The 19,667-nt window shown below is 46.3% G+C and carries 22 protein-coding genes; all 22 read right to left on the bottom strand.

Going from position 1 to position 19,667, the window contains the following annotated elements; all coding sequences use genetic code 11:
• Nucleotides 1-2: 2 nt before the first annotated feature.
• The 22 genes from VB077_RS04420 to VB077_RS04315 all read right to left on the bottom strand — a co-directional run bounded on the left by VB077_RS04420 (nucleotide 3) and on the right by VB077_RS04315 (nucleotide 19,502).
• On the bottom strand, nucleotides 3-647 hold the full coding sequence (locus VB077_RS04420; protein WP_323414008.1) for a flagellar brake protein: 645 nt from the start codon (nucleotides 645-647) through the stop codon (nucleotides 3-5).
• A 37-nt stretch (nucleotides 648-684) separates the two neighbouring features.
• Nucleotides 685-1,560, bottom strand: a complete 876-nt coding sequence (locus VB077_RS04415) for a MinD/ParA family protein (protein WP_323414007.1) — start codon at nucleotides 1,558-1,560, stop codon at nucleotides 685-687.
• Nucleotides 1,553-2,842 carry a flagellar biosynthesis protein FlhF gene (gene flhF, locus VB077_RS04410; RefSeq protein ID WP_323414006.1) on the bottom strand — a complete coding sequence of 430 codons (1,290 nt, stop codon included), beginning with the start codon at nucleotides 2,840-2,842 and terminating at the stop codon, nucleotides 1,553-1,555. The genes VB077_RS04415 and flhF overlap by 8 nt, the downstream gene beginning before the upstream one ends.
• Nucleotides 2,832-4,907: a flagellar biosynthesis protein FlhA gene (gene flhA, locus VB077_RS04405; protein ID WP_323414005.1), complete on the bottom strand. Its 2,076-nt coding sequence runs from the start codon at nucleotides 4,905-4,907 to the stop codon at nucleotides 2,832-2,834. The genes flhF and flhA overlap by 11 nt, the downstream gene beginning before the upstream one ends.
• A 632-nt stretch (nucleotides 4,908-5,539) precedes the next feature.
• Nucleotides 5,540-6,595: a flagellar biosynthesis protein FlhB gene (gene flhB / locus VB077_RS04400; RefSeq protein ID WP_323414004.1), complete on the bottom strand. Its 1,056-nt coding sequence runs from the start codon at nucleotides 6,593-6,595 to the stop codon at nucleotides 5,540-5,542.
• On the bottom strand, nucleotides 6,592-7,371 hold the full coding sequence (gene fliR / locus VB077_RS04395) for a flagellar biosynthetic protein FliR (RefSeq protein ID WP_323414003.1): 780 nt from the start codon (nucleotides 7,369-7,371) through the stop codon (nucleotides 6,592-6,594). Before fliR ends, flhB begins: the two co-directional genes overlap by 4 nt.
• Nucleotides 7,372-7,385: 14 nt before the next feature.
• Nucleotides 7,386-7,658, bottom strand: a complete 273-nt coding sequence (gene fliQ / locus VB077_RS04390; RefSeq protein WP_323414002.1) for a flagellar biosynthesis protein FliQ — start codon at nucleotides 7,656-7,658, stop codon at nucleotides 7,386-7,388.
• A 223-nt stretch (nucleotides 7,659-7,881) separates the two neighbouring features.
• Nucleotides 7,882-8,577 (bottom strand): flagellar type III secretion system pore protein FliP, encoded by a 696-nt coding sequence (gene fliP, locus VB077_RS04385; protein ID WP_323414033.1) that lies wholly within the window; start codon nucleotides 8,575-8,577, stop codon nucleotides 7,882-7,884.
• Between the two features lie 89 nt (nucleotides 8,578-8,666).
• Nucleotides 8,667-9,146 carry a flagellar biosynthetic protein FliO gene (locus VB077_RS04380; protein WP_323414001.1) on the bottom strand — a complete coding sequence of 160 codons (480 nt, stop codon included), beginning with the start codon at nucleotides 9,144-9,146 and terminating at the stop codon, nucleotides 8,667-8,669.
• A 3-nt stretch (nucleotides 9,147-9,149) separates the two neighbouring features.
• Entirely contained in the window at nucleotides 9,150-9,512 is a 363-nt protein-coding gene (locus tag VB077_RS04375) for a response regulator (protein WP_323414000.1), read from the bottom strand.
• Nucleotides 9,513-9,526: 14 nt separating this feature from the next.
• Nucleotides 9,527-10,639, bottom strand: a complete 1,113-nt coding sequence (gene fliY, locus VB077_RS04370) for a flagellar motor switch phosphatase FliY (protein WP_323413999.1) — start codon at nucleotides 10,637-10,639, stop codon at nucleotides 9,527-9,529.
• The gene (gene fliM, locus VB077_RS04365; protein ID WP_323413998.1) at nucleotides 10,632-11,630 is read right to left on the bottom strand and encodes a flagellar motor switch protein FliM; all 999 of its coding nucleotides are present in this window, start codon (nucleotides 11,628-11,630) and stop codon (nucleotides 10,632-10,634) included. Before fliM ends, fliY begins: the two co-directional genes overlap by 8 nt.
• Before the next feature lie 43 nt (nucleotides 11,631-11,673).
• Complete coding sequence (locus tag VB077_RS04360; RefSeq protein ID WP_323413997.1) at nucleotides 11,674-12,093, bottom strand: flagellar basal body-associated FliL family protein; 420 nt, start codon at nucleotides 12,091-12,093, stop codon at nucleotides 11,674-11,676.
• Complete coding sequence (locus VB077_RS04355) at nucleotides 12,090-12,302, bottom strand: flagellar FlbD family protein (RefSeq protein WP_323413996.1); 213 nt, start codon at nucleotides 12,300-12,302, stop codon at nucleotides 12,090-12,092. The genes VB077_RS04360 and VB077_RS04355 overlap by 4 nt, the downstream gene beginning before the upstream one ends.
• Entirely contained in the window at nucleotides 12,299-12,775 is a 477-nt protein-coding gene (locus VB077_RS04350) for a flagellar export protein FliJ (RefSeq protein WP_323413995.1), read from the bottom strand. Before VB077_RS04350 ends, VB077_RS04355 begins: the two co-directional genes overlap by 4 nt.
• Nucleotides 12,762-14,075, bottom strand: a complete 1,314-nt coding sequence (gene fliI / locus VB077_RS04345) for a flagellar protein export ATPase FliI (protein WP_323413994.1) — start codon at nucleotides 14,073-14,075, stop codon at nucleotides 12,762-12,764. Before fliI ends, VB077_RS04350 begins: the two co-directional genes overlap by 14 nt.
• Nucleotides 14,047-14,886: a FliH/SctL family protein gene (locus VB077_RS04340; protein WP_323413993.1), complete on the bottom strand. Its 840-nt coding sequence runs from the start codon at nucleotides 14,884-14,886 to the stop codon at nucleotides 14,047-14,049. Before VB077_RS04340 ends, fliI begins: the two co-directional genes overlap by 29 nt.
• On the bottom strand, nucleotides 14,870-15,874 hold the full coding sequence (gene fliG / locus VB077_RS04335; protein WP_323413992.1) for a flagellar motor switch protein FliG: 1,005 nt from the start codon (nucleotides 15,872-15,874) through the stop codon (nucleotides 14,870-14,872). The genes VB077_RS04340 and fliG overlap by 17 nt, the downstream gene beginning before the upstream one ends.
• 2 nt (nucleotides 15,875-15,876) lie before the next feature.
• A complete protein-coding gene (gene fliF, locus VB077_RS04330; protein ID WP_323413991.1) occupies nucleotides 15,877-17,478 on the bottom strand; it encodes a flagellar basal-body MS-ring/collar protein FliF in 1,602 nt (533 codons plus the stop codon).
• Between the two features lie 96 nt (nucleotides 17,479-17,574).
• Nucleotides 17,575-17,904, bottom strand: coding sequence for a flagellar hook-basal body complex protein FliE (gene fliE, locus VB077_RS04325; RefSeq protein WP_323413990.1), 330 nt, complete (start codon nucleotides 17,902-17,904; stop codon nucleotides 17,575-17,577).
• Between the two features lie 5 nt (nucleotides 17,905-17,909).
• The gene (gene flgC / locus VB077_RS04320) at nucleotides 17,910-18,392 is read right to left on the bottom strand and encodes a flagellar basal body rod protein FlgC (protein ID WP_323413989.1); all 483 of its coding nucleotides are present in this window, start codon (nucleotides 18,390-18,392) and stop codon (nucleotides 17,910-17,912) included.
• Between the two features lie 15 nt (nucleotides 18,393-18,407).
• Nucleotides 18,408-19,502 (bottom strand): protein-glutamate methylesterase/protein-glutamine glutaminase, encoded by a 1,095-nt coding sequence (locus tag VB077_RS04315; RefSeq protein WP_416337028.1) that lies wholly within the window; start codon nucleotides 19,500-19,502, stop codon nucleotides 18,408-18,410.
• Nucleotides 19,503-19,667 lie beyond the last annotated feature (165 nt).

Raw genomic sequence — 19,667 nt, 5'->3', positions numbered from 1 at the left:
ACCTAGACCAGTCCTTTCTTACGCATATCCCTCTGTAAATCAAAAACACAGCGGATAATACGATCACGATCGCGTTCCGGAATCTGGTTAAAATCAACAGAAACACTATATCTTTTTTGTTCTAAATCTTTTTCCACCCGGCAAACCCGTGCCGAAGTTTGAAGCGGTCCGGAGGGCAATGATAAAGTGGTAAGCAGGATAGCCCCCATCTCGACTGTTTCATACGTTTGAAAACGCATTCCGCCCCCACTCAAATCAAGCATTGTTCCTTTTTGGGGATCACTTAATCCTTGCCTGTTCACGGAACGAAAGGTTATCGGGTAAAAGGCAGGGACTCGAACAAAATTGCGCCGTTGAACACGTCGTATATCATGTGGAAATTCCAGAATAAAAATGGCAACCGGAACGGCAATCCTCTGGATTATTTTCGACTTAATTTCATAGGCTGCCACTTCATCCCAAAAGATAACTTTCATTGGGGTTCCCTCATGGAGGGGAACAATCTGGCCTTGCTGTATAGGGGCGTAGACCGAGAGTATGTTTTCTCCTACTTCATCGATATGTGTTTTATAGTGTCCGGCATATTCCCCTTCCGAGATGATAAGCTCAACAGCTAAGCCGGGACATATTTTTTTGCGGTAGTCCATACCACCACCTCCTCATAGCGGATTTGATGGGTCTATATTAATGACGTAAAAGCCGCGTCAAGAATCCTCGAATTCCAGCCGCCTTCTGCGGAGGATCTAGATAAATTCCGGCAACGGAGCTTGCAATCCATTGGATACAGCGATAAGCCGCACTTGTAGGAAAAGCGATGGCTAATGGCTCTTGATTCATAATGGCTTTCCCCACCGAGGGATCTTCATAGACCCACCCGAGAAAATTAACCGACCCCTGTAAAAATCTATGCACTGCATTTTCCAATCGTTCATAGGTCGCTCTTGCATCCTCTTCATTGAGAACGCGATTAACAACCACATTCACCTGTAAAGGCTTTTCTTCCTCTTCATCCGTCTGCAGCGCTTTAAGCACACCATAAGCGTCTGTCAGCGCAGTCGGTTCCGGCGTTGTCAGCAGGATCACATCATCTGAGGCTTTAAGAAAATTGGTTACGATGTGGCCTAATCCCGCACCCGTATCAATGATTAAAATATCGGCCAACCCTTCTAATCGTCCCAGATTGCGGATAACATTCTCTAAATGATTCCGTTCTATGTTCGCTAAATCCTGCACACCGGAACCGCCGGGCAATATTCCCAGACCCTTGGGCCCGGAAACCAATATCTCTTCGATTGTTTTTTCGCCATTCAGAAGATGTTCGAGTGTAAAGCGAGGGGTAATCCCACACGCAATATCAACATTAGCGAGTCCTAAATCTCCATCGAGAATGATCACGCGATAGCCGAATTCAATTAAAGCCAACGCAAGATTAACCGTAAGGTTCGTCTTCCCAACACCGCCCTTACCGCTAGTCACCGAAATCACGCGAAGGGAACCCTTGTTATTTATTACATTTTGATGGGAGGCCATTTTTCTTAAGACCGTTGCTTGATCATGCATGGCTCTTTTCCTCTCCTAGAATATAGCGTGAGAGACGTTCCGGAGTTGCAGCTTCAATATCATCGGGGACATTTTGGCCATTTGTTAAGTATGTAACCGGTAAATCGGTTTGCTCCAAAAGATTCAGTATTGAACCTCCATTGACCGTCTCATCCAGTTTCGTAAAAAGAAGATGGGTACACAACGGCTCAAAGCGTCGGAAAACTTTAAGCTGATCTGCCGAATGCATCGTTGCACTCAGGACTAACACCGTCAAATCAGGCTGAGCCTTATCCATGAAAGATTTCAGCTCGGACATGTGAAGGTCATGATGCGGACTGCGGCCTGCCGTATCCACAAAGATCAGTTCCTTATCGCTATGACGGATAATCGCATCTTTTAAGCCCGAAGGAGTCATCACAACATCCACCGGAACCCCGATGATTTCGCCAAAGGTTTTTAATTGCTCGACCGCCGCAACGCGGTAGGTATCTGCCGTAATCAAGGCCACACTGCGTTTGTCGACAATGCTAAAGCCCGCTGCCAATTTGCCGATCGTTGTTGTTTTACCCACCCCTGTCGGTCCGACTAAAGCAATAACCCGCGGTTTTTTAACCCCAGGTTGGATCACGGCCGTGTTATGACAAATCGCCCGAATCTCTTCTTTCAATTTGTCTTTGACGCGCGAATCCTCTGTCCAATCATCTTCCCGAAGATTTTGCTGTAAATAACGCATCAATCGTTTTATAAGCTTAGACTGAACTCCCCTGTCCTGGAGTAAATCCGCCCATTTCTGTAAGGGAACCGGCCAGATGACCTGTTCATTGCCAAAGCCCTCGATTTGCTTGTTCATTCGATCAAGGAGGAGTCGCATCGAATGCAGTTCTTGCTCCAGGGGTTGATTTTTTATGGTTTGAGAATCGTCTCGAGTCGGAAAATTCCGGAGAGGATTAAGTTTAGACGCTTGAGCTTGAGCTTGAGCTTGGGCTCGGGCATGGGCTTGGTTTTGAGCCTGAGCTTGGGCCTGAGCTTGAGTTTTGGCCTGTGCCTGTGCTTGAGCCTGGGCATATTGTTGAATCTTTGCCGAGGATTTCAGCTGAAAATCATTATTAATCGGCTTTTTGCTTACAGGCTGCTCTTCGATGGCCGCCGTGATTTCCACCTTAGGCTTTCTAAATAGACCTAATACCCCGCCATCACGGAATTGGCGCGTCTGCAAAATGACCGCATCCGAACCCAAATCCCGTTTTACTTTACCCATGGTTTCCGCAACATTATCTCCTACAAAACGTTTAACTCGCATTTCCAGCCACCACCATTCCTATCGCTTGGACTTGAACTCCATGAGAAAGTTCGTTATACGATAAAATAACCAATTGAGGAAATTGTCTTTCCGTCACTCGCTTAAGATTGATCCGCACGACCGGAGCACAAACCAGTACCGGATTATATCCCTTTAACACCATTTTTTCGATCTCTTTACCCAAGGATTGCATCAGGTTCTGAAGAATGCGCGGATCCAGGGTTAGGTAACTTCCAAAATCTGAGGGCTGGATACTATCCAAAATCTGTTGCTCCAGTTTCGGTTCGAGTGTCAGTACGGGAAGGTTTTTATCCGGGCCTAAGATTTGCTGTAAAATCTGCCGTGACAACGCTTGTCGGGCATATTCGGTTAAACGGTCGATATCCTTAGTTCCCGATGCGTAATCGGCTAAAGTTTCGAGAATCGTCACCATATCGCGGATCGATACCCTTTCTCGTAAAAGATTGCTGAGTATCTTTTGAATCTGTCCCAGATTAAGATGTTCGAGTGCATCATCAACAGCAGCCGGGGCTTGTTCCTTTGTATAATCCAATATCGTCTTAACATCCTGACGGCTCAAAATCTCCCAAGCGTTGGCTTTTATGACTTCTGTCAAATGCGTCGCTAAAACGGTCGGAGCATCGACAACCGTATATCCCGAAAGTTCCGCCTGCTCGCGCGTGGCCGCACTGATCCATATGGCGTCAAGCCCAAAGGAAGGTTCCTTTGTCGGTATACCGGTAATACTGCCATCCTCAATCCCGCTGCTCATCGCGAGATAATGGTCTGCTAATAATTCCCCGGAGGCGACCTCGGCCCCCCGTAGTTTAATCGCATATTGGTTAGGCTGAAGATTCATATTATCCCGAACCCTAATAACAGGTACAATAAATCCTAATTCACTCGCAACCTGACGCCGGATCAACACGATCCTATCCAGCAGATCCCCTCCCTGCTGGGCATCGACTAAAGCAATCAAAGCATACCCCAGCTCCAGCTCCATATTGTCAACTTGAAGTAAATTCAACACATTCTCCGGTTTTTTACTTTCTTTAATCGCTGTTTCTCTGGCTGCTGCACTTTCATCAACTACGCTTTTCCTCGTATTCTTCTGCAAGAATATTCCCGCTCCGGCCATAGCGGCAGCAACGATAAATAAGGGAACAGGCGGCAAGCCCAGGAAAGCCAATACTAAGAGTACTCCCGCTGTAATGAATAAAGCCTTCGGGCTTCTGATCATCTGCTTCGCTAAGTCCTGCCCAAGGTTGGAATCTGAAGTAGCCCGCGTTACAATCAAGCCTGTTGAGGTCGAAATTAATAGCGCAGGGATCTGTGTAACCAATCCGTCTCCTATGGTCAATAACGTATAGGTTTGAAGCGCTTCCGTAACCGATTCACCCCGCAGGAAAACACCGGTAATAAATCCGCCGATAATATTGATAAAAAGGATAATGATTCCGGCGATGGCATCCCCTTTGACGAATTTACTGGCACCATCCATTGCCCCGTAAAAATCAGCTTCCTGCTGAATCTTCTTCCGTCGGTCTCTGGCTTGCCCCTCAGTGATAAGACCTGAATTCAAATCCGCATCAATGGCCATTTGTTTACCGGGCATTGCATCCAACGTAAAACGTGCGGCAACTTCCGATACCCGTTCCGAACCCTTAGTAATAACAAGAAAATTAACGATAACGAGAATGATGAAAACGACTAAACCAACAACAATACTGCCGCCGACGACAAACTGTCCGAATTGCTGTACAACCTCTCCCGCATAACCATTAAGGAGAACCAGCCGAGTCGTCGAAACGTTGAGGGAAAGCCGGAACAAAGTCATAATCAGCAGCAATGAAGGGAGGGCTGAGAAGTCTAAAGGATCAATGGTGAACATTGAAAGTACAAGGATAAGAACAGAACCCGAAATACTTATGGTTAAAAGGATATCCAGAAGAAAGGCTGGGAGCGGAATGACCATCATGACGACAACGGATACGATCCCGATTGCGGCCAGGATATCGGTATTCGAGGCTAGACGTTTACCTCTGCTTACATTGGTTGCTGCCAAGAGTGTGCTCCTCCTTTCTACAAAGTATATGTGGGGTTCTTAAGTTAAGCTCTGGGGTTCTGGGGTGGCGGCGAAGCGATTTTCTCGCTCATCAACGGCGCCGGGGCTATTCTGAAGAGGTCTTTTGTTATCCATTCAGACGAGGCGTTCGTCGGCCAAACTAAGACTTAAACTCGGGATTTGTAGAGGGGATACCCGCCAAAATCGTCTCCTGACTCTATTGGCGGCGGCGCACGTCCTATGCGCCGTCCCGCTGAAGCCTCTGTTCCGAGCCTAAGTCAAGTTTGGCAGCTACTCACTTAAAGCCTTCATTCCTAACAAAAGACTCTTTCGGGCTTAAGAAGGAAAACTGGGGTTTCGCAAATCGCTTCGCCTGTCTTTGCAGGACTATTCGAGCAGGGCTTTGCTTTTTGCATGTCCACTTATTCTCCTTCGGAGAATATCGTCGCTGGGGAGATTTAGGGTTTTCCTTCGCAAGCCTTTTGGGTCGGGCTTTGCTTTGCATGCTGCTTATTCTCCTTCGGAGAATATCGTCGCTGGGGAGATTTTAGGGTCTTCCTTCGCAAGCCTTTTGGGTCGGGCTTTGCTTTGCATGTCGCTTATTCTCCTCCGGAGAATCGTCGCTGGGGAGGTTATAAAGCCTTGATTCGCTTTTTCTTTAGGCGGTATACGAAGGCTAGGACTTCGGCGACGGCTTTATAGAGATCCGCGGGTACGGTCTGCCCTATTTCGACTTGGGCGTAAAGGGCGCGGGCCAGCGGTTTATTTTCTAAGACGACGATCCCATATTCTTTGGCCTTTTCACGTATTCTAAAGGCGACCTGATCTGCTCCTTTGGCTACGACATAAGGGGCCGGATTTTCCTTGGCATCATAATGCAGGGCTACGGCGAAGTGGGTCGGATTTGTCACGACAACATCTGCTGTTTGTAAGTCCTGCATCATGCGGCGCATTGATACTGCTCTTTGTTTTTTCCTTATTTCAGATTTAACCTGCGGATTTCCTTCTGTCTGTTTAAATTCTTCCTTCATTTCCTCATGAGACATGCGTAAATTTTTCTCGTAATCCCACCATTGATAAAGGAAATCCAAGATGGCAATAAAAACGAAGGCCAAAGATATTTTCCAAGCAAGGCTTAAGAGCGCATTCCCGATATACATTGCGGACTGTGTGACGCTGAGTTGCTGTAAGGCGGGATAAACCTGGAGATTATCGCGTATTGTCGCATAAAGGAAGTAGCCGATGCAGATCACTTTAAGCAGGGATTTTGCAAGTTCGACCCAAGCTTTTACCCCGAACATCCTTTTGGCTCCATTGATCGGATTGATTCTTGAGAGTTGGGGTTTAAGCGGTTCAATAGTAAATAGGGATTTTACTTGCATATAGTTGCCTGCTATCGCGATCAGAACCCCGACGATGAAAACGGGGCCGACAATTTGAATTCCTAACCACAGCAGGTTGACCATGAGTGTTGAGACAGATTGCAAACTCCAGTCAAAAGGAAGGCTATAGACATATATAAAGAGTTCTCCCATTTTGGTGATCATCACCGGGAGCCAATACTTCATAAGAGCAACAAATCCCAGAAGCATGAAAGAGGACACCAGTTCCTGACTTTTTAAAACCTGTCCTTTTTTGCGCGCATCCTGCCTTCGTTTGGGAGTAGCCTGTAATGTCTTTTCGCTCATTGCTGCCACCCTTTATAAAGATCGAATATCCAAGTCATACCCGTATTAAACAAATGACTGACGGATTGCGCGAAGAAGGGAACCGACAGCATTAATATTACAAAGCCCATGATTATTTTGACGGGAAATATGACCGAGAAAATGTTGAGCTGCGGTACTGCTCTGCTTAAGAGTCCTACTCCGATATCCGCGATTAACATCGCCCCCATGACCGGAAGCGCCAATTGGATCGACAAGGAAAACACGGAGGAAATCAAATTGACTATAAAGTCAAGCCCAATGGTAAGACCTGCCGGATTCAAAGGAATATAAGCATAACTCTTAACCATGGCAGCGATAAGATAATAATGGGCATTCGTGGCAAGCAAAAGCATTATGGCCAGGATAATTTGAAAATTTCCCATCATTGCGCTTTGCACGCCGTAAAACGGATCGATTTCGCCCCCCATCGTAAAACCCATCTGCAGATCAATCAACTGACCTGCTCCTTGGATAACAGCAGTTATGAAATAGCTTAAGAGACCAATGACCAGCCCCACCAGGACTTCTTTGATCACTAAAGCGGCATAAAGCAAAAGCGCATCCGGAATTTGCGGGTTAGAAGCCTGAATAAGAGGATACATAATAATTGAAAGGCCGGCTGTCAATCCTATCTTCACCATATTGGGAACTCCTCGTGCTCCAAAAACGGGGGCGAGCATGATCATTCCCGCCCACCTTGAAAAAATCAGCAGGAAAAGGGATACATTCCATTGCAAAAATTGAGCGAGCCCCATCGTATCATCTCCGACTAGTAGTTGCCAAACGTTGCCAGTTGGCCGAATAAATTAGCGGTAAAGGTTGTTAACACACTCAACATCCACGGTCCGAGAAGCAGCATCAAAACACCAATCGCTATGATTTTAGGTATAAACGACAGGGTTTGCTCCTGAATCGAAGTCATCGCTTGAAAAATGCTGACTAAAAGACCCACCAACAAGCTGATCCCCAAGATGGGCCCGCCCACAACCATCGCAGCGCCTAGAGCCTCTTTCGCAAGATATAAAACATCATTTTGGCTCATCAGCATCCCTCCTTTAAAAAAGCGGTCTAAAATTTGTTGCAATTACTTAGTGAACCTTCATAGTGGAGCAGCGTTAAGCGAACGCAGTCTATGGAACGTTAAATCGCGACCATGGTTTACTTCAGGTATTACCCTGAGGTTTGGAGCGATAGTGGAATAGACAAGTGAGTAGCTGCGCAACGTGGTGAACGGGTAATGCAACAAGTGTATTTAACAAATGTATTTAATGAAAACTTGTAACCAGCGACTGAACAACGAGATTCCAACCATCGACCAGTACAAAAAGCAAAAGCTTAAAAGGCAGAGATATCATCATCGGGGGCAGCATCATCATCCCCATGGACATCAGCGTACTGGCCACAATCATATCGATAACCATAAATGGTATGAAGATTGCAAAACCCATTTGAAAAGCCGTTTTTAATTCGCTAATGACAAAAGCGGGAATAAGAACATAAGTCGGAATATCACTGTACGTTTTAGGCCGCTCCATTTTGGCCATGCCCACAAATAATTCAAGATCTTTTTCACGGGTCTGTTTAAACATAAAGGTCCGTAAAGGAGCTTCTGCCTTATTCAGGGCCTCTGTCTGCGTAATCTGCTGATTGATATAGGGTTGCAGGGCCTGTGTGTTAATCTCGTTCCACGTCGGCTGCATCACAAAAAAGGTAAGAAACAGTGATAAGCCAATAATGACCTGGTTCGGTGGCAATTGCTGTGTTCCTAAGGCATTGCGCACAAAGGACAAAACGATAATAATCCGCGTAAATGAAGTCATCAATACCAGAATAGCAGGGGCAAGGGAGAGCACGGTTAAGAGTAAAAGGATTTGTATGGATGCCGTTGTTTGCTCCCCAGCCGTGTTGCCTAAGTCCAGCGTTAAGCTTGCTGCCAGCGCAGGACTTGCCTGCTGCAGCATTCCAAAGCCAAAAACGCCCCATCCTAACGCAAACTTCATCAACCGACTCTTTAGGCCGGAATACCTTTGACTACGAGGATGAAGGAGGTTCATTTTTCAACCTCCTTCATCAGGCGTTCAAGTTCCTTGGAAAAGGAATCCTTTTCTTTGCGCTTTTTGCCGCTGAAAATTGTTTGAAGGACATGGCTCAGCGTTCCCTCTGCTTTTTCCACGGGACGATTGGCAAGCTCATCCAGAATTTCCGCGGCCAGCTCCGGATCATCGACCTCGGCTAGTTTTTCGATGTGGTGTTCGGTCCCGCCAAGAATCACTAATTTACCGGCGATCTCAACCAGATAAAGAGCCTGCTGTCCATACATAATTTGTCGGTCTAAAACCCTCGCCCACGGTGCATTCATCCCTCGTATTGCCGAACGATTCAGACGTTGAATCATTCTTAACGCGATATACAAAATGACCAAAAAGATAAGCACCGTTACCACAATGCCCCACCAGGAAGAGCCTGCGGCAGGCGGCGTTGTTACTGACTCACCCGGAGCCCACGCCTGATTTTCATCAAAATATGACATACACTATTTCAGCGCCTTAGCAACTGCCTCAATTACACGATCCGCCTGGAACGGTTTTACAATAAAATCTTTGGCACCGGATTGGATAGCGTCAATAACCATCGCTTGCTGACCCATAGCGCTGCACATAATGATTCGCGCTTCCGGAGCACGTTTACGGATTTCCCGAACAGCCTGTAAGCCGTCCATTTCCGGCATGGTGATATCCATAATCACGAGATCGGGGGTTAATTCCATATATTTATCTACGGCGACTGCCCCGTTCTCTGCTTCCCCAATCACGTTATAGCCGTTTTTTGTTAAAATATCCTTGACCATCATTCTCATAAACGCAGCATCATCAACAATTAACACATTTGCACTCACAAGTGTTCCTCCTCTTATTGAATACTAGCGATCCGTTCATTGGGTTGAATAATATCTGTAACCCGGATGCCAAACGTTTCATTAATAACTACGACTTCGCACTTCGCCACTAATTTCCCATTAACAATCATATCTACCGGCTCACCGGCCAGGCGATCCAGCTCAATCACTGATCCGGGACCCAGTTCCAAAATTTCCTTAATCGTCTTTTTCGCTTTTCCAAGCTCGACACTCACCTGAAGGGGAACATCAAGAATAAGACCAAGGTTGTCTTGGCTAACGGTAAGGTTCGTCGGCTTGAGCGGTGTGAATTGTGCCGGTTGGACGGGCATTGAACCCTGAGCCCTCGGCTGAGCGGGTTGCGGCCGCGGTTGAGCTTGTACCTGTTGTTGCACAGGCTGCGGCTGAGGTGAAGGCTGGGCTTTAGCCGGTACGGGTTTCTGCGGTGCCGGCGAATCCATCGTTCCCATCAGTTTTGATACCATCCCCTTGGCCACGCTAACCGGGATCACTTGGATCAAGATACTATCGATAACATCTTCTACAACCATTCGAAACGAGATTCGAATCAAGGCTTCATCCGGTTGTACAAATTCTTGATTACCCCCTGCCATGTCATTTAAGACAAGTTTAGGCGGCGTGATATCGACCAAGGAATTAAACATCGTCGACATTGAAGTCGCGGCTGACCCCATCATTTGGTTCATTGCTTCGCCGATTCCGCTGATCTGAAGATCTGTAAGCTCTAACGAAACATTTTTTCCGTCTCCGCCCATCATTAAATCGACGATAACCGCGCCATCGCGTTGAGAAAGAATAAGGAAGTTAGAACCCTCAATCCCTGCCTTATATTTAACATCCACGATAACCGATGGAATAGGGTAATCCTTGCGAATTTGCTCAGCGTTTGTAACGTCAACTTTAGGCGTAGTGATGTCAACCTTTTTACCCAGGAGCTGAGACAAGGTCGTCGCCGCTGTTCCCATTGAGATATTCGCAATCTCTCCAATGGCATCCTTTTCCATATCCGAGAATTCCACGACCGGCTCCTCAGCGGGAGTCTCCGGTGCAACCGTGCCTCGGAGCAAGGCATCAATTTCTTCTTGGGAAAGCATCCCGTTACCCATCTAATTCCCCTCCTTCATCTTCGACGGTTTCTGTTAATTGAACAGCAAGGTGTTCCCCACTTAGGCCGGGAACCCCATGGAATTTTTTGAAGTTCCCAACATAGATTGGGAGGGCGCCTTCAACCCCTTGCTGGAGAGGAATCACATCTCCCGGTGCAAGTTCTAATAGATCTTTGACTGAAATCTCTGTTTGTCCCAGCAATGCTGTCATATCAATTTTTGCCCATTGAATTTTATTACGAATCGCTTTCACCTGTTCGGGACTTCTAACCTTGGCCTGTGTTGAAAACAGAAAAAAAGTACTGAGTTTATCCAGAATCGGTTCAAGTACCAAATAGGGTAAACAAAAATTGATCATCCCGATTGATTCACCGACCTTCACTTCGAGGGTAATCAGAACCACCATCTCATTGGGTGCCACGATTTGCGTAAAAGAGGGGTTCGTTTCTAATGTCATGAATTTCGGTTTTAAATCTATAACATCAGCCCACGCTTCTTCGAGAAGATCAATCATCTGAATCAAGCGATGTTCAATAATCGTACTTTCGATCTCTGTCAAATCCCGATTTTTCTCTGATGTGGTTCCCACTCCCCCTAATAGCAAATCAATAATGATAAAGGCTAGCCCCGGGCTCATTTCGATAAGCAGAGTCCCTTCCAGCGGCTCAAATGTAAAAATTCCAAGAATCGTAGGGTTAGGCAGGGAACGGATAAATTCATCATACGTAATCTGTTCAATAGAAAGCACTTTCGTCTCAATCACCGAATGCAAATGTCCGGACAGATAGGTCGTCAACGACCGGCAATAATTATCATGAATATTTTGGAGAGAGTGAATCTGATCTTTGGAAAACTTATTCGGCCGCTTAAAATCATAGACTCGGATTTTCTTTTGCACTTTGTTGGTTTTAATTTCTTCTGCATCCACTTCCCCTTCGGAAAGCGCACTCAGCAGCGCATCAATTTCCGCCTGGGATAGAACGTCTCCCATAAGATCCCCCCTCTCGCGTTTCAGTGCTTTTACATATTAATATCTATTGATAAATAAAAGTAAGGAAAAGTATATCTTTGACTTTGTTGCCTGTCACTTCATTAAGCTGGCTTATGAGCTCTTTTTTCAGCTGTTCACGATTCTGCGGCTGCATATCTTTAAGCGACTTGCTTGACAATACCGTATTAATCCGGTCCTTAATAAAATCTTTTTTGGCCTCGATCTCAACATCCGATTTTTTACCGGCTCCTTCCACGGCAATCTGCGTTTTTAAGAAAGAACCGCCCTGTAAGTTAACTGTGAACTCGCCGATTTGGACCACAGGCCCGTTTCCTTGGACAACAACTTGCGTGGTTGTTGTTTTGGGGAAAAACAAGGCTTGAGCACCAAGGGTCCCCCCTATCCCAATAGCAATTCCTAAGACAGGAGGAATAATCTTCCCCAATATTGCTTTTAGATTCATTCCTTAGACCCCTCCACCGCTGAATAGAAAGGATGACATTGCCGATGATACTTGGCAATTTTGGCAATGAGTACATCCAAACTTTCAGAGACAATATATTTATTTCCACCCGTCAAGGTAATTACCGTATCCGGGGTTTCTTCCATCGTTTCGATCAGGTCGCAGTTAAGAACAAACATCGTTCCATTAAGACGCGTTACATGGATCATAAATATGCCCCACCCTCTGCTTCTAACTTCCGTTGTTCCCGCCGACGAATAAAAATCACTTGACCTGCTTCGTCTAAGACCTGTTGTTCGCGTCGTTGTTCCTTTAACCAAAACGCCGCTTCTTGTTTAACTTTTAATTTACGGAGTTTCTCTTGTTCCTGATGCGCTTTTTTAACACGCAGGCGCTGCCGGCTTATGACTTCTTCCTGCTGGGCCAATTCTGATTGTAATTTTCGGAACTGCTGATGAAGACTTAAGCTATAGCCTTGCCATCTGCCTAAGGTTTCCGGTGCTTTAATTCCTGCATCTTTTTGGCCTTGCAAAGCATTTTGCCATTGTTTCTCCTTTTCGAGACATAAGGCTTGCTTTTGCTGAAGTTTCTCAAATTCTTTTGCTAAAGACCGCCGTTCATTATCCAATTCACGCTCGGTCAATCGCAAAGGTGCTTCCAGACGAAACTTAAATCGCGGCATTGCTTAAGCATCCTTTCATTTGCCCTAACATCTCCGTAAAGTTGACTTGTTCATTAACGCTTTGGCGAAGAAATTCCTGAATTCCTCTGATATGGGCAATTGATTCATCAATTCGAGGACTGCTCCCGGAGACATAAGCACCGATATCAATTAAATCTTTAGCCTCCTGATAAATCGCGAGATATTCCCGGAACATACCCGCCATTTTCGAATGCTCAAGAGTTACAATATCCGGCATCACCCGACTTACCGATTGCAGTATATCAATGGCCGGATAATGATTCTGAGAGGCCAAATCCCGAGTGAGCACAATGTGACCGTCTAAAATTCCCCTTACCGCATCAGCGATGGGCTCATTATGATCATCCCCATCGACTAAAACTGTATAAATACCCGTAATACTACCTTGCTGTGACATACCGGAGCGTTCAAGGAGTTTCGGAAGGAGTGAGAAAACGGAGGGCGGATAGCCCCGTGTTGCCGGGGGTTCCCCTGCCGTCAGCCCCACTTCCCGCTGTGCCATTGCAAAGCGGGTGACCGAGTCCATCATCAAAAGAACGTCTTTCCCAAGATCACGGAAATATTCGGCAATCGCAGTTGCCGTATAAGCCGCTTTAAGGCGGACTAAAGCCGGCTGATCGGAAGTGGCCACAATCAAAACGGAACGCTTCATTCCCTCAGATCCAAGATCCTTTTCAATAAAATCCCGCAGCTCTCGTCCCCGCTCTCCGACTAACGCAATAACATTAACATCGGCGCTGCAGTTGCGTGCCATCATCCCTAAAAGCGTACTTTTTCCCACGCCCGAACCGGCAAAGATGCCAATCCGCTGACCCCGGCCGATTGTCAGCAAGCCATCCACCGCCCGAACCCCTACGCTTAAGGGGTCAGAGATGCGGGGCCTTTGAAAAGCATTTGGCGGTGGATTGTGCAGGGGATATTCACCGTCACAATTCAAAGGACGTTCATCCAGGGGATGACCTAATCCATCTAGGATGCGTCCCAACAGACCCTTTCCCACTCCGACCATAAGTTTATGGTGCTGTGGTACGACTCTGTCCCCCGGTGCAATTCCCTCTAACTCTGCCAAAGGCATCAAAAGAGTCGTCGAATTGCGAAACCCCACAACCTCAGCTGGAATCTCTATCCCCTCGCGCGTGATAATTTTGCAGTACGCGCCGACGCTGACCCGCGGTCCATCGGATTCAATCATTAAACCAACGATCTTGGCGACCCGACCTTGGGGAATAATGGGTTCCAAATATTGAACTTTATGGGCAAGACTGTTCCAATCCCTCATGGTTTAATTCCTCTCTCAGGAGTTGTTCTAAGTGAGCTAACTGCAGCTCCAGGCGTGAATCAAATATTCCTTCCGAACATTCGAGAAAACATTCCCCTTGATGAAGGGTATCATCCGGGATATAGGAGAGATTGAGCTGTGTTGCAAAATCACTATTTTGCAGCCACCCAAAATCCTCCGGTGCTATGTGTAAACGCCATCCCTCACGTTCCTGCGGAAAGAGCGTAAGCGCCTTAATCTGCTTTAACAACAATTCTGGTTTTATCTCCAGGCTTGCACGAATCACCTGCTCGGCAATCTTTATGCTTAAGTGAAGAAGGTCATGATCCACTTTGGCAAATTCATCTTTAACCGCATTTTGCAGATATTGAAGCAGCGTCTTTGATTGCTGTACCTTCTCGGCAATTTCATGCTCCCCCTGAGCTATCCCCTCATCATAGCCTTCGGTCTTTCCTTGGGTAAGCCCTTTTTCAAATCCCTCCGATTGAGCCTTTGCCGTAACTTCGGTAACTTCCTCACTAATCCGCTGCTTTAATTCCGCAATCTCAGTCTCCGCCTGTGAGCGCAATTGCTCCGCCTGAGCTTGTGCCTGGTCAATAATCTTCTGGGCTTCTGCTAAAGCTTCAGCCTGAGCATTGGACGTTAATTCGGCAAGTTCGTCAGGTGAATCAGCAGGGCTCGGAATTTCTTGCACGACAGTCAACCGCTGCCTCAAATGCAGAAATTCCTCGGCATCAATTTCAACTACCCGGGGATTTAAGACTTCTACTGCCTGACTCTTGACAACGCGTGACTTAATAAATGAGTTCATCGCCGCCACCCCTCGAAATCACAATTGCGCCGCTTTCTTCAAGACGTCGAATAACCTTAACAATTCGTTGTTGAGCATCTTCCACATCACGCAAACGCACAGGTCCCATAAATTCGATATCCTCTTTCAGCATTTGTGATGCACGTGCAGACATATTGTGCATGATCTTTTCTCCGACTTCCGGATTCGACCCTTTGATTGCCAAGGCCAGATCCTTTGAATCCACTTCCCGGAGTACCAGTTGAATTCCACGGTCATCCAGCATAATGATATCTTCAAAGACAAACATTTGCCGTTTGACCTGTTCGGCGAGTTCCGGATCATCCATTTCCAAAGAATCCATCACAACCTTCAGCGTTCCCGGATCGCTTCGGTTAAGGATATCAACCACACTCTGTATTCCGCCGGAAGTTGTATAATCCGTAGGAGCAAGGCTTGAGATCTTGCGTTCCAGAATTTTCTCGATTTCCTTAAGGACATCCGGACTTGTTCTCCCCATTAAGGCAATCCGGCGTGTGATATCGGCTTGCTTTTCATGGGGAATACTCGAAAGGATTGTGGCTGCTTTATCTGCGGGAAGATGGGTCATAATTAAGGCGATCGTTTGCGGATGCTCCCCTTGGATAAAGGATAAGAGCTGCTTCGGATCCGTACGCCGCACCAAATCAAAAGGACGCATTTTGAGTGATGAGGAAAGCCGGGAAATAATATCAAAGGCACGTTGCTCACCTAAAGCCCGTTCTAAAACCTCACGCGCATAATCAATTCCGCCTTGGGCGATATAATCATTAGCAATACACATTTGATGAAATTCTTCGACAACCGTATCACGCTGCTCGGCAGAAATTTTGTGAACATTCGCCATCTCTAAGGTAAGCTGATCAATCTCATTTTCGCTCAAATGCTTAACAATATTTGCTGATTTATCCGGTCCTAAAGCAATCATTAGGATTGCGGCTTTCTGAATCCCGGTTAAATTCTGGGCCATTTCTATCTTTCCTCCGATAACCATGTCTTCACGAGTCGAGCCACATCATCCGGATTATTTTCGGCATAAAGTTCAACCGCTTCTTTAACCTTTTGCTTTTCAATATCTTCCGCTGATTTCTTCTTCTTCTGCACAAATTTCAATTCTGCTTCCTTCTCCGCCTCTGCTGCCTGCTTTTGAGCCAGCAAAAGTTCTTCTGCCGCCGCCAGCGGAACCGGTTGAAGTTCGCTGTCAAAATCATCCATTGCTGCTCGGCGCTTAGCGCGCATCCGCAGAACTAAGAAGATGAAGACCAAGGCTAATAGAGTTCCTATCCCCAGCTCCACATATTGCCTGATCTGTTGTTGACGAGCGGCTGCCTCCCTCTGCTGTTGTTCTTGATCAATTCCGGTTTTATCAAAGGGCAAAGCGGCAACCTTTATCTCATCTCCACGGTTGATATCTATTCCGCTAGCCGAGGCAATAATCGTCTGAATTTGGTCGAGTTGATCCCCTGTGACAACATCCGAATCAGCCAGGACAGAAACCGACAAACGTTGAATTGATCCGGGAGCAACAACCCGTTGTTCCTGAGTCGTATCCACTTGGTAATTCCGAGTCGTTTCCGTTTTTGCTGAAGTCGAAGTCGAACCATTGCCGGTTGTGCCGACATAGCCCGGAACATTCGACTGTACTCCGGGAGTAGCTCCTCCCCCTGAATTACTCATGGAATTATCAGTCTTGTTTTGTTCACTAACAACCGCACCGGGTCCATTTTTAGTGGAGTTAATCGAAACCTGATCAAAATTGAGGGCTGCATTTGTACGAACAACCGTTTTTCCTGCACCGAAAACCTTATCCAGCATCGTTTGCAGCGATTTCTGCAAATCACTCTCTACTTTTTGTTTAAGCTGCAGCTGGGTTGCCGTTAATTTTTTAGGGTCATCTTTGTTGCTGAGGACATCGGAAAGCGTGTTTCCTTTTGTATCAACAATTGTCACATTCTCCGTTTGCAATCCTTCTACAGACGCACTTAACAGATTAGCGATAGCCTTGACTTGTTCCTCCGGGATCTCCGTACCCGATGCTAATTGCAAGGTAACTGCCGCGGTGGCCGCTTTTTGTTTTTCCTCAAACAGAGAAGGATCCGGCATCACAATATGAACTCTTGCATCTTCTACCCCGGCCAAGGTTTTTAATGTCGTTTCAATTTCGGTTTGCAATCCGAGAACATAACGAATTTTGCGGTCATTATCGGTTTCCCCTAAGCGAACCGAGTTCAGGTAATCAAAACTGAATTTACTTCCTTGCGGAAGACCGGCATTGGCCAATTCCAGCCGTACTTCATCCACCTGACTTTTCGGAACAAGGATCGTTGAACCGTTATTATCCAGCTTGTAGCTTACCTTCAGATCTTTTAGCTTCGTCGTAATTGTTCCGGCTTCCGTATCCGCTAAACCTGAAAAAAGAGTGACATACTGAGGCCGACCTGCCCAAAGGATCAAAGAAATCAGAGCTATCGTAACTAAAAGAGGAGCGACAACAGTGATTATTTTTTGTGGACGGGATAATTTACCCCAGAAATTACGTATCGACTGCTGTATTCCTGCCCACGAAAAATTCATTCAATTGCCCCTCCTTTCTCATTAATGAATTAATTGCCAAAGTTTATCCCCCGTTAATTCAGCAATACTTTCGTATAAAATTATAAATACACAAAATTAGATTTGCATTCTCATGATTTCTTGGTAACCCTCGATGACCTTATTCCTGACTTGAACCGTCAGGTTCAAAGCAAGGTTTGCTTTTTGCTGAGCAATCATGACGGTATGGATATCTTGAATTTGACCTGTTGCTAATCCTAAGCTCGCTTGCTCCGCATTCTTTTGCAGATCACTGACTTGGTTCAAAGCATTAGATAAGAACTGTCCAAAATCCGATCCTGCTTTCCCTGCCCCGTTATCCTTACTGCTTATAGGATTAGCCTGTTGATTCAAAACAGAGTTTACAGGATTTTGGATACCTATGGGCGGGATTGGAGTGATTGCCATTTATATTACCCCCTTCCGATCTCCAAGGCTTTAGACATCATTGATTTTGAGGCATTAAGTGCCGTAACATTAGCTTCGTACGCCCGTGAAGCGGAGATCATATCGACCATTTCCGTAACGATATTGACATTCGGCATTCGCACGTAACCCGCCGGCAGACCGGGTTCTGCAACCTTGACCGCATCCGGTGAATCAGGATTATATTCCATATTAAAGGGTGCCGCATCCTCGGTTATGGCTGCGACTTGAACCCCGTCTCCGGACGAGTTAACCGCTTTATTAAGTACGCTTGAAAAAGGGGTTTCCGCCGCCGGTCGGGGAACGAAAACAGCGACTTTCCGACGATAAGGAATAGGGTTACCTGCGGCAGTGGTTTGATTTGTTCGTGTTGTATTGATATTGGCCACGTTATTGGAAATGAGATCTAAACGTAATCGTTGTGCTGTTAAGCCGGAGGCACTTGTATCAATTGCATTAAAAAGTCCCATAGCTTTACTCCTTTTCTATACACATTCCACAATCACATGCCCGATTTCACTGAGCGGCACAACCCGATCGGCTAAGCCGGCATCAACAATCGCTCGCGGCATTCCATAAACAACACACGTTTCTTCGGCCTCGGCAATGGCAAAACCCTCAAGCGCCTTAATCTCACGCATTCCTTTAAGGCCATCATTGCCCATTCCTGTCATAACTACGCCTAAAGCGCCTTTGCCCACTTCCTTGGCTAAGGAGAGGAACATCACATCCACGGAAGGATGATAAAGCGTTGTGATCGGGCTTTCGTCACCGATATTTAGAAACAGCTGACCATTTTTTCGCATCACTTGAATCTGTTTACCCGCCGGGGCGATATAAATTGTGCCTGCTTTCAAAGGTTCACCATGAACCCCCTCCCGCACTTTCAAGGGACATAATCCGTTCAAGCGCTGCGCTAACGGTCCCGTAAACCCCGGAGGCATATGTTGAGCAACAATCACCGGGACCGGAAAATTAGCCGGGAGCTGAGGAAGAACAGTTTGTAAGGCTGAAGGACCTCCTGTCGATGTCCCAATGGCAACGACCTCAATAGGATGTTTCGGACGCTTCGCTGTACTTCGACCTCCTCGGTTCACTCCGGATTGTGTGGATACTCGGTTCGGGAGAGCAGCAGGATTTGCCCCCTGAGTTTGTGAATTCAGCGCATTGCTTTTCATTGCTGTTCGCCCGATTGCACCATTCTTCGAAAGCCGGGAAGGATCAACCTGTGCTGCTCCTTTAACCTTCTCAATTAAGTCCACAGCTAAATTCTTCAAGTCAGCTCCGGGCTTGCCCGAAGGTTTGGCAACCACATCAAAAGCTCCGTAATCCAGGGCTTTCATCGTTGCTTGGGTTCCTTCCGTTGTCACCGCACTTAAGATGATGACCGGAGTAGGCTGCCAGCGCATGATTTCATCCAAAGCCTGCAAGCCATTCATGACCGGCATTTCAACATCCATTGTAATGACCTGAGGATGTAAGGCTCGGAGTTTTTCAATCCCCTCTCGCCCATCCCGGGCAGTATCCACAACTTTTATCTGCGGATCCTGATTTAAAATCTTTTGCAATGTAAGACGCATAAACGGAGAATCATCAACAATTAATATTTAAGTTTCGCACCCAATAAAATGGCTTAGATTTGACCTTAAAAAGTAAAAATAATAGTTAAAATCCGCATGAACACTAGGTTTTTGGTATAATTAAGTGTCCAACCAAATCAACCAAAAACGAGGTGTTATCATGCG

Source organism: Desulfitobacterium sp. (assembly GCF_034927245.1).
Lineage (GTDB): Bacteria > Bacillota > Desulfitobacteriia > Desulfitobacteriales > Desulfitobacteriaceae > Desulfitobacterium_A.
Note: the sequence above shows the minus strand (reverse complement) of the source record. Positions and strands in the feature narration are given on the sequence as shown.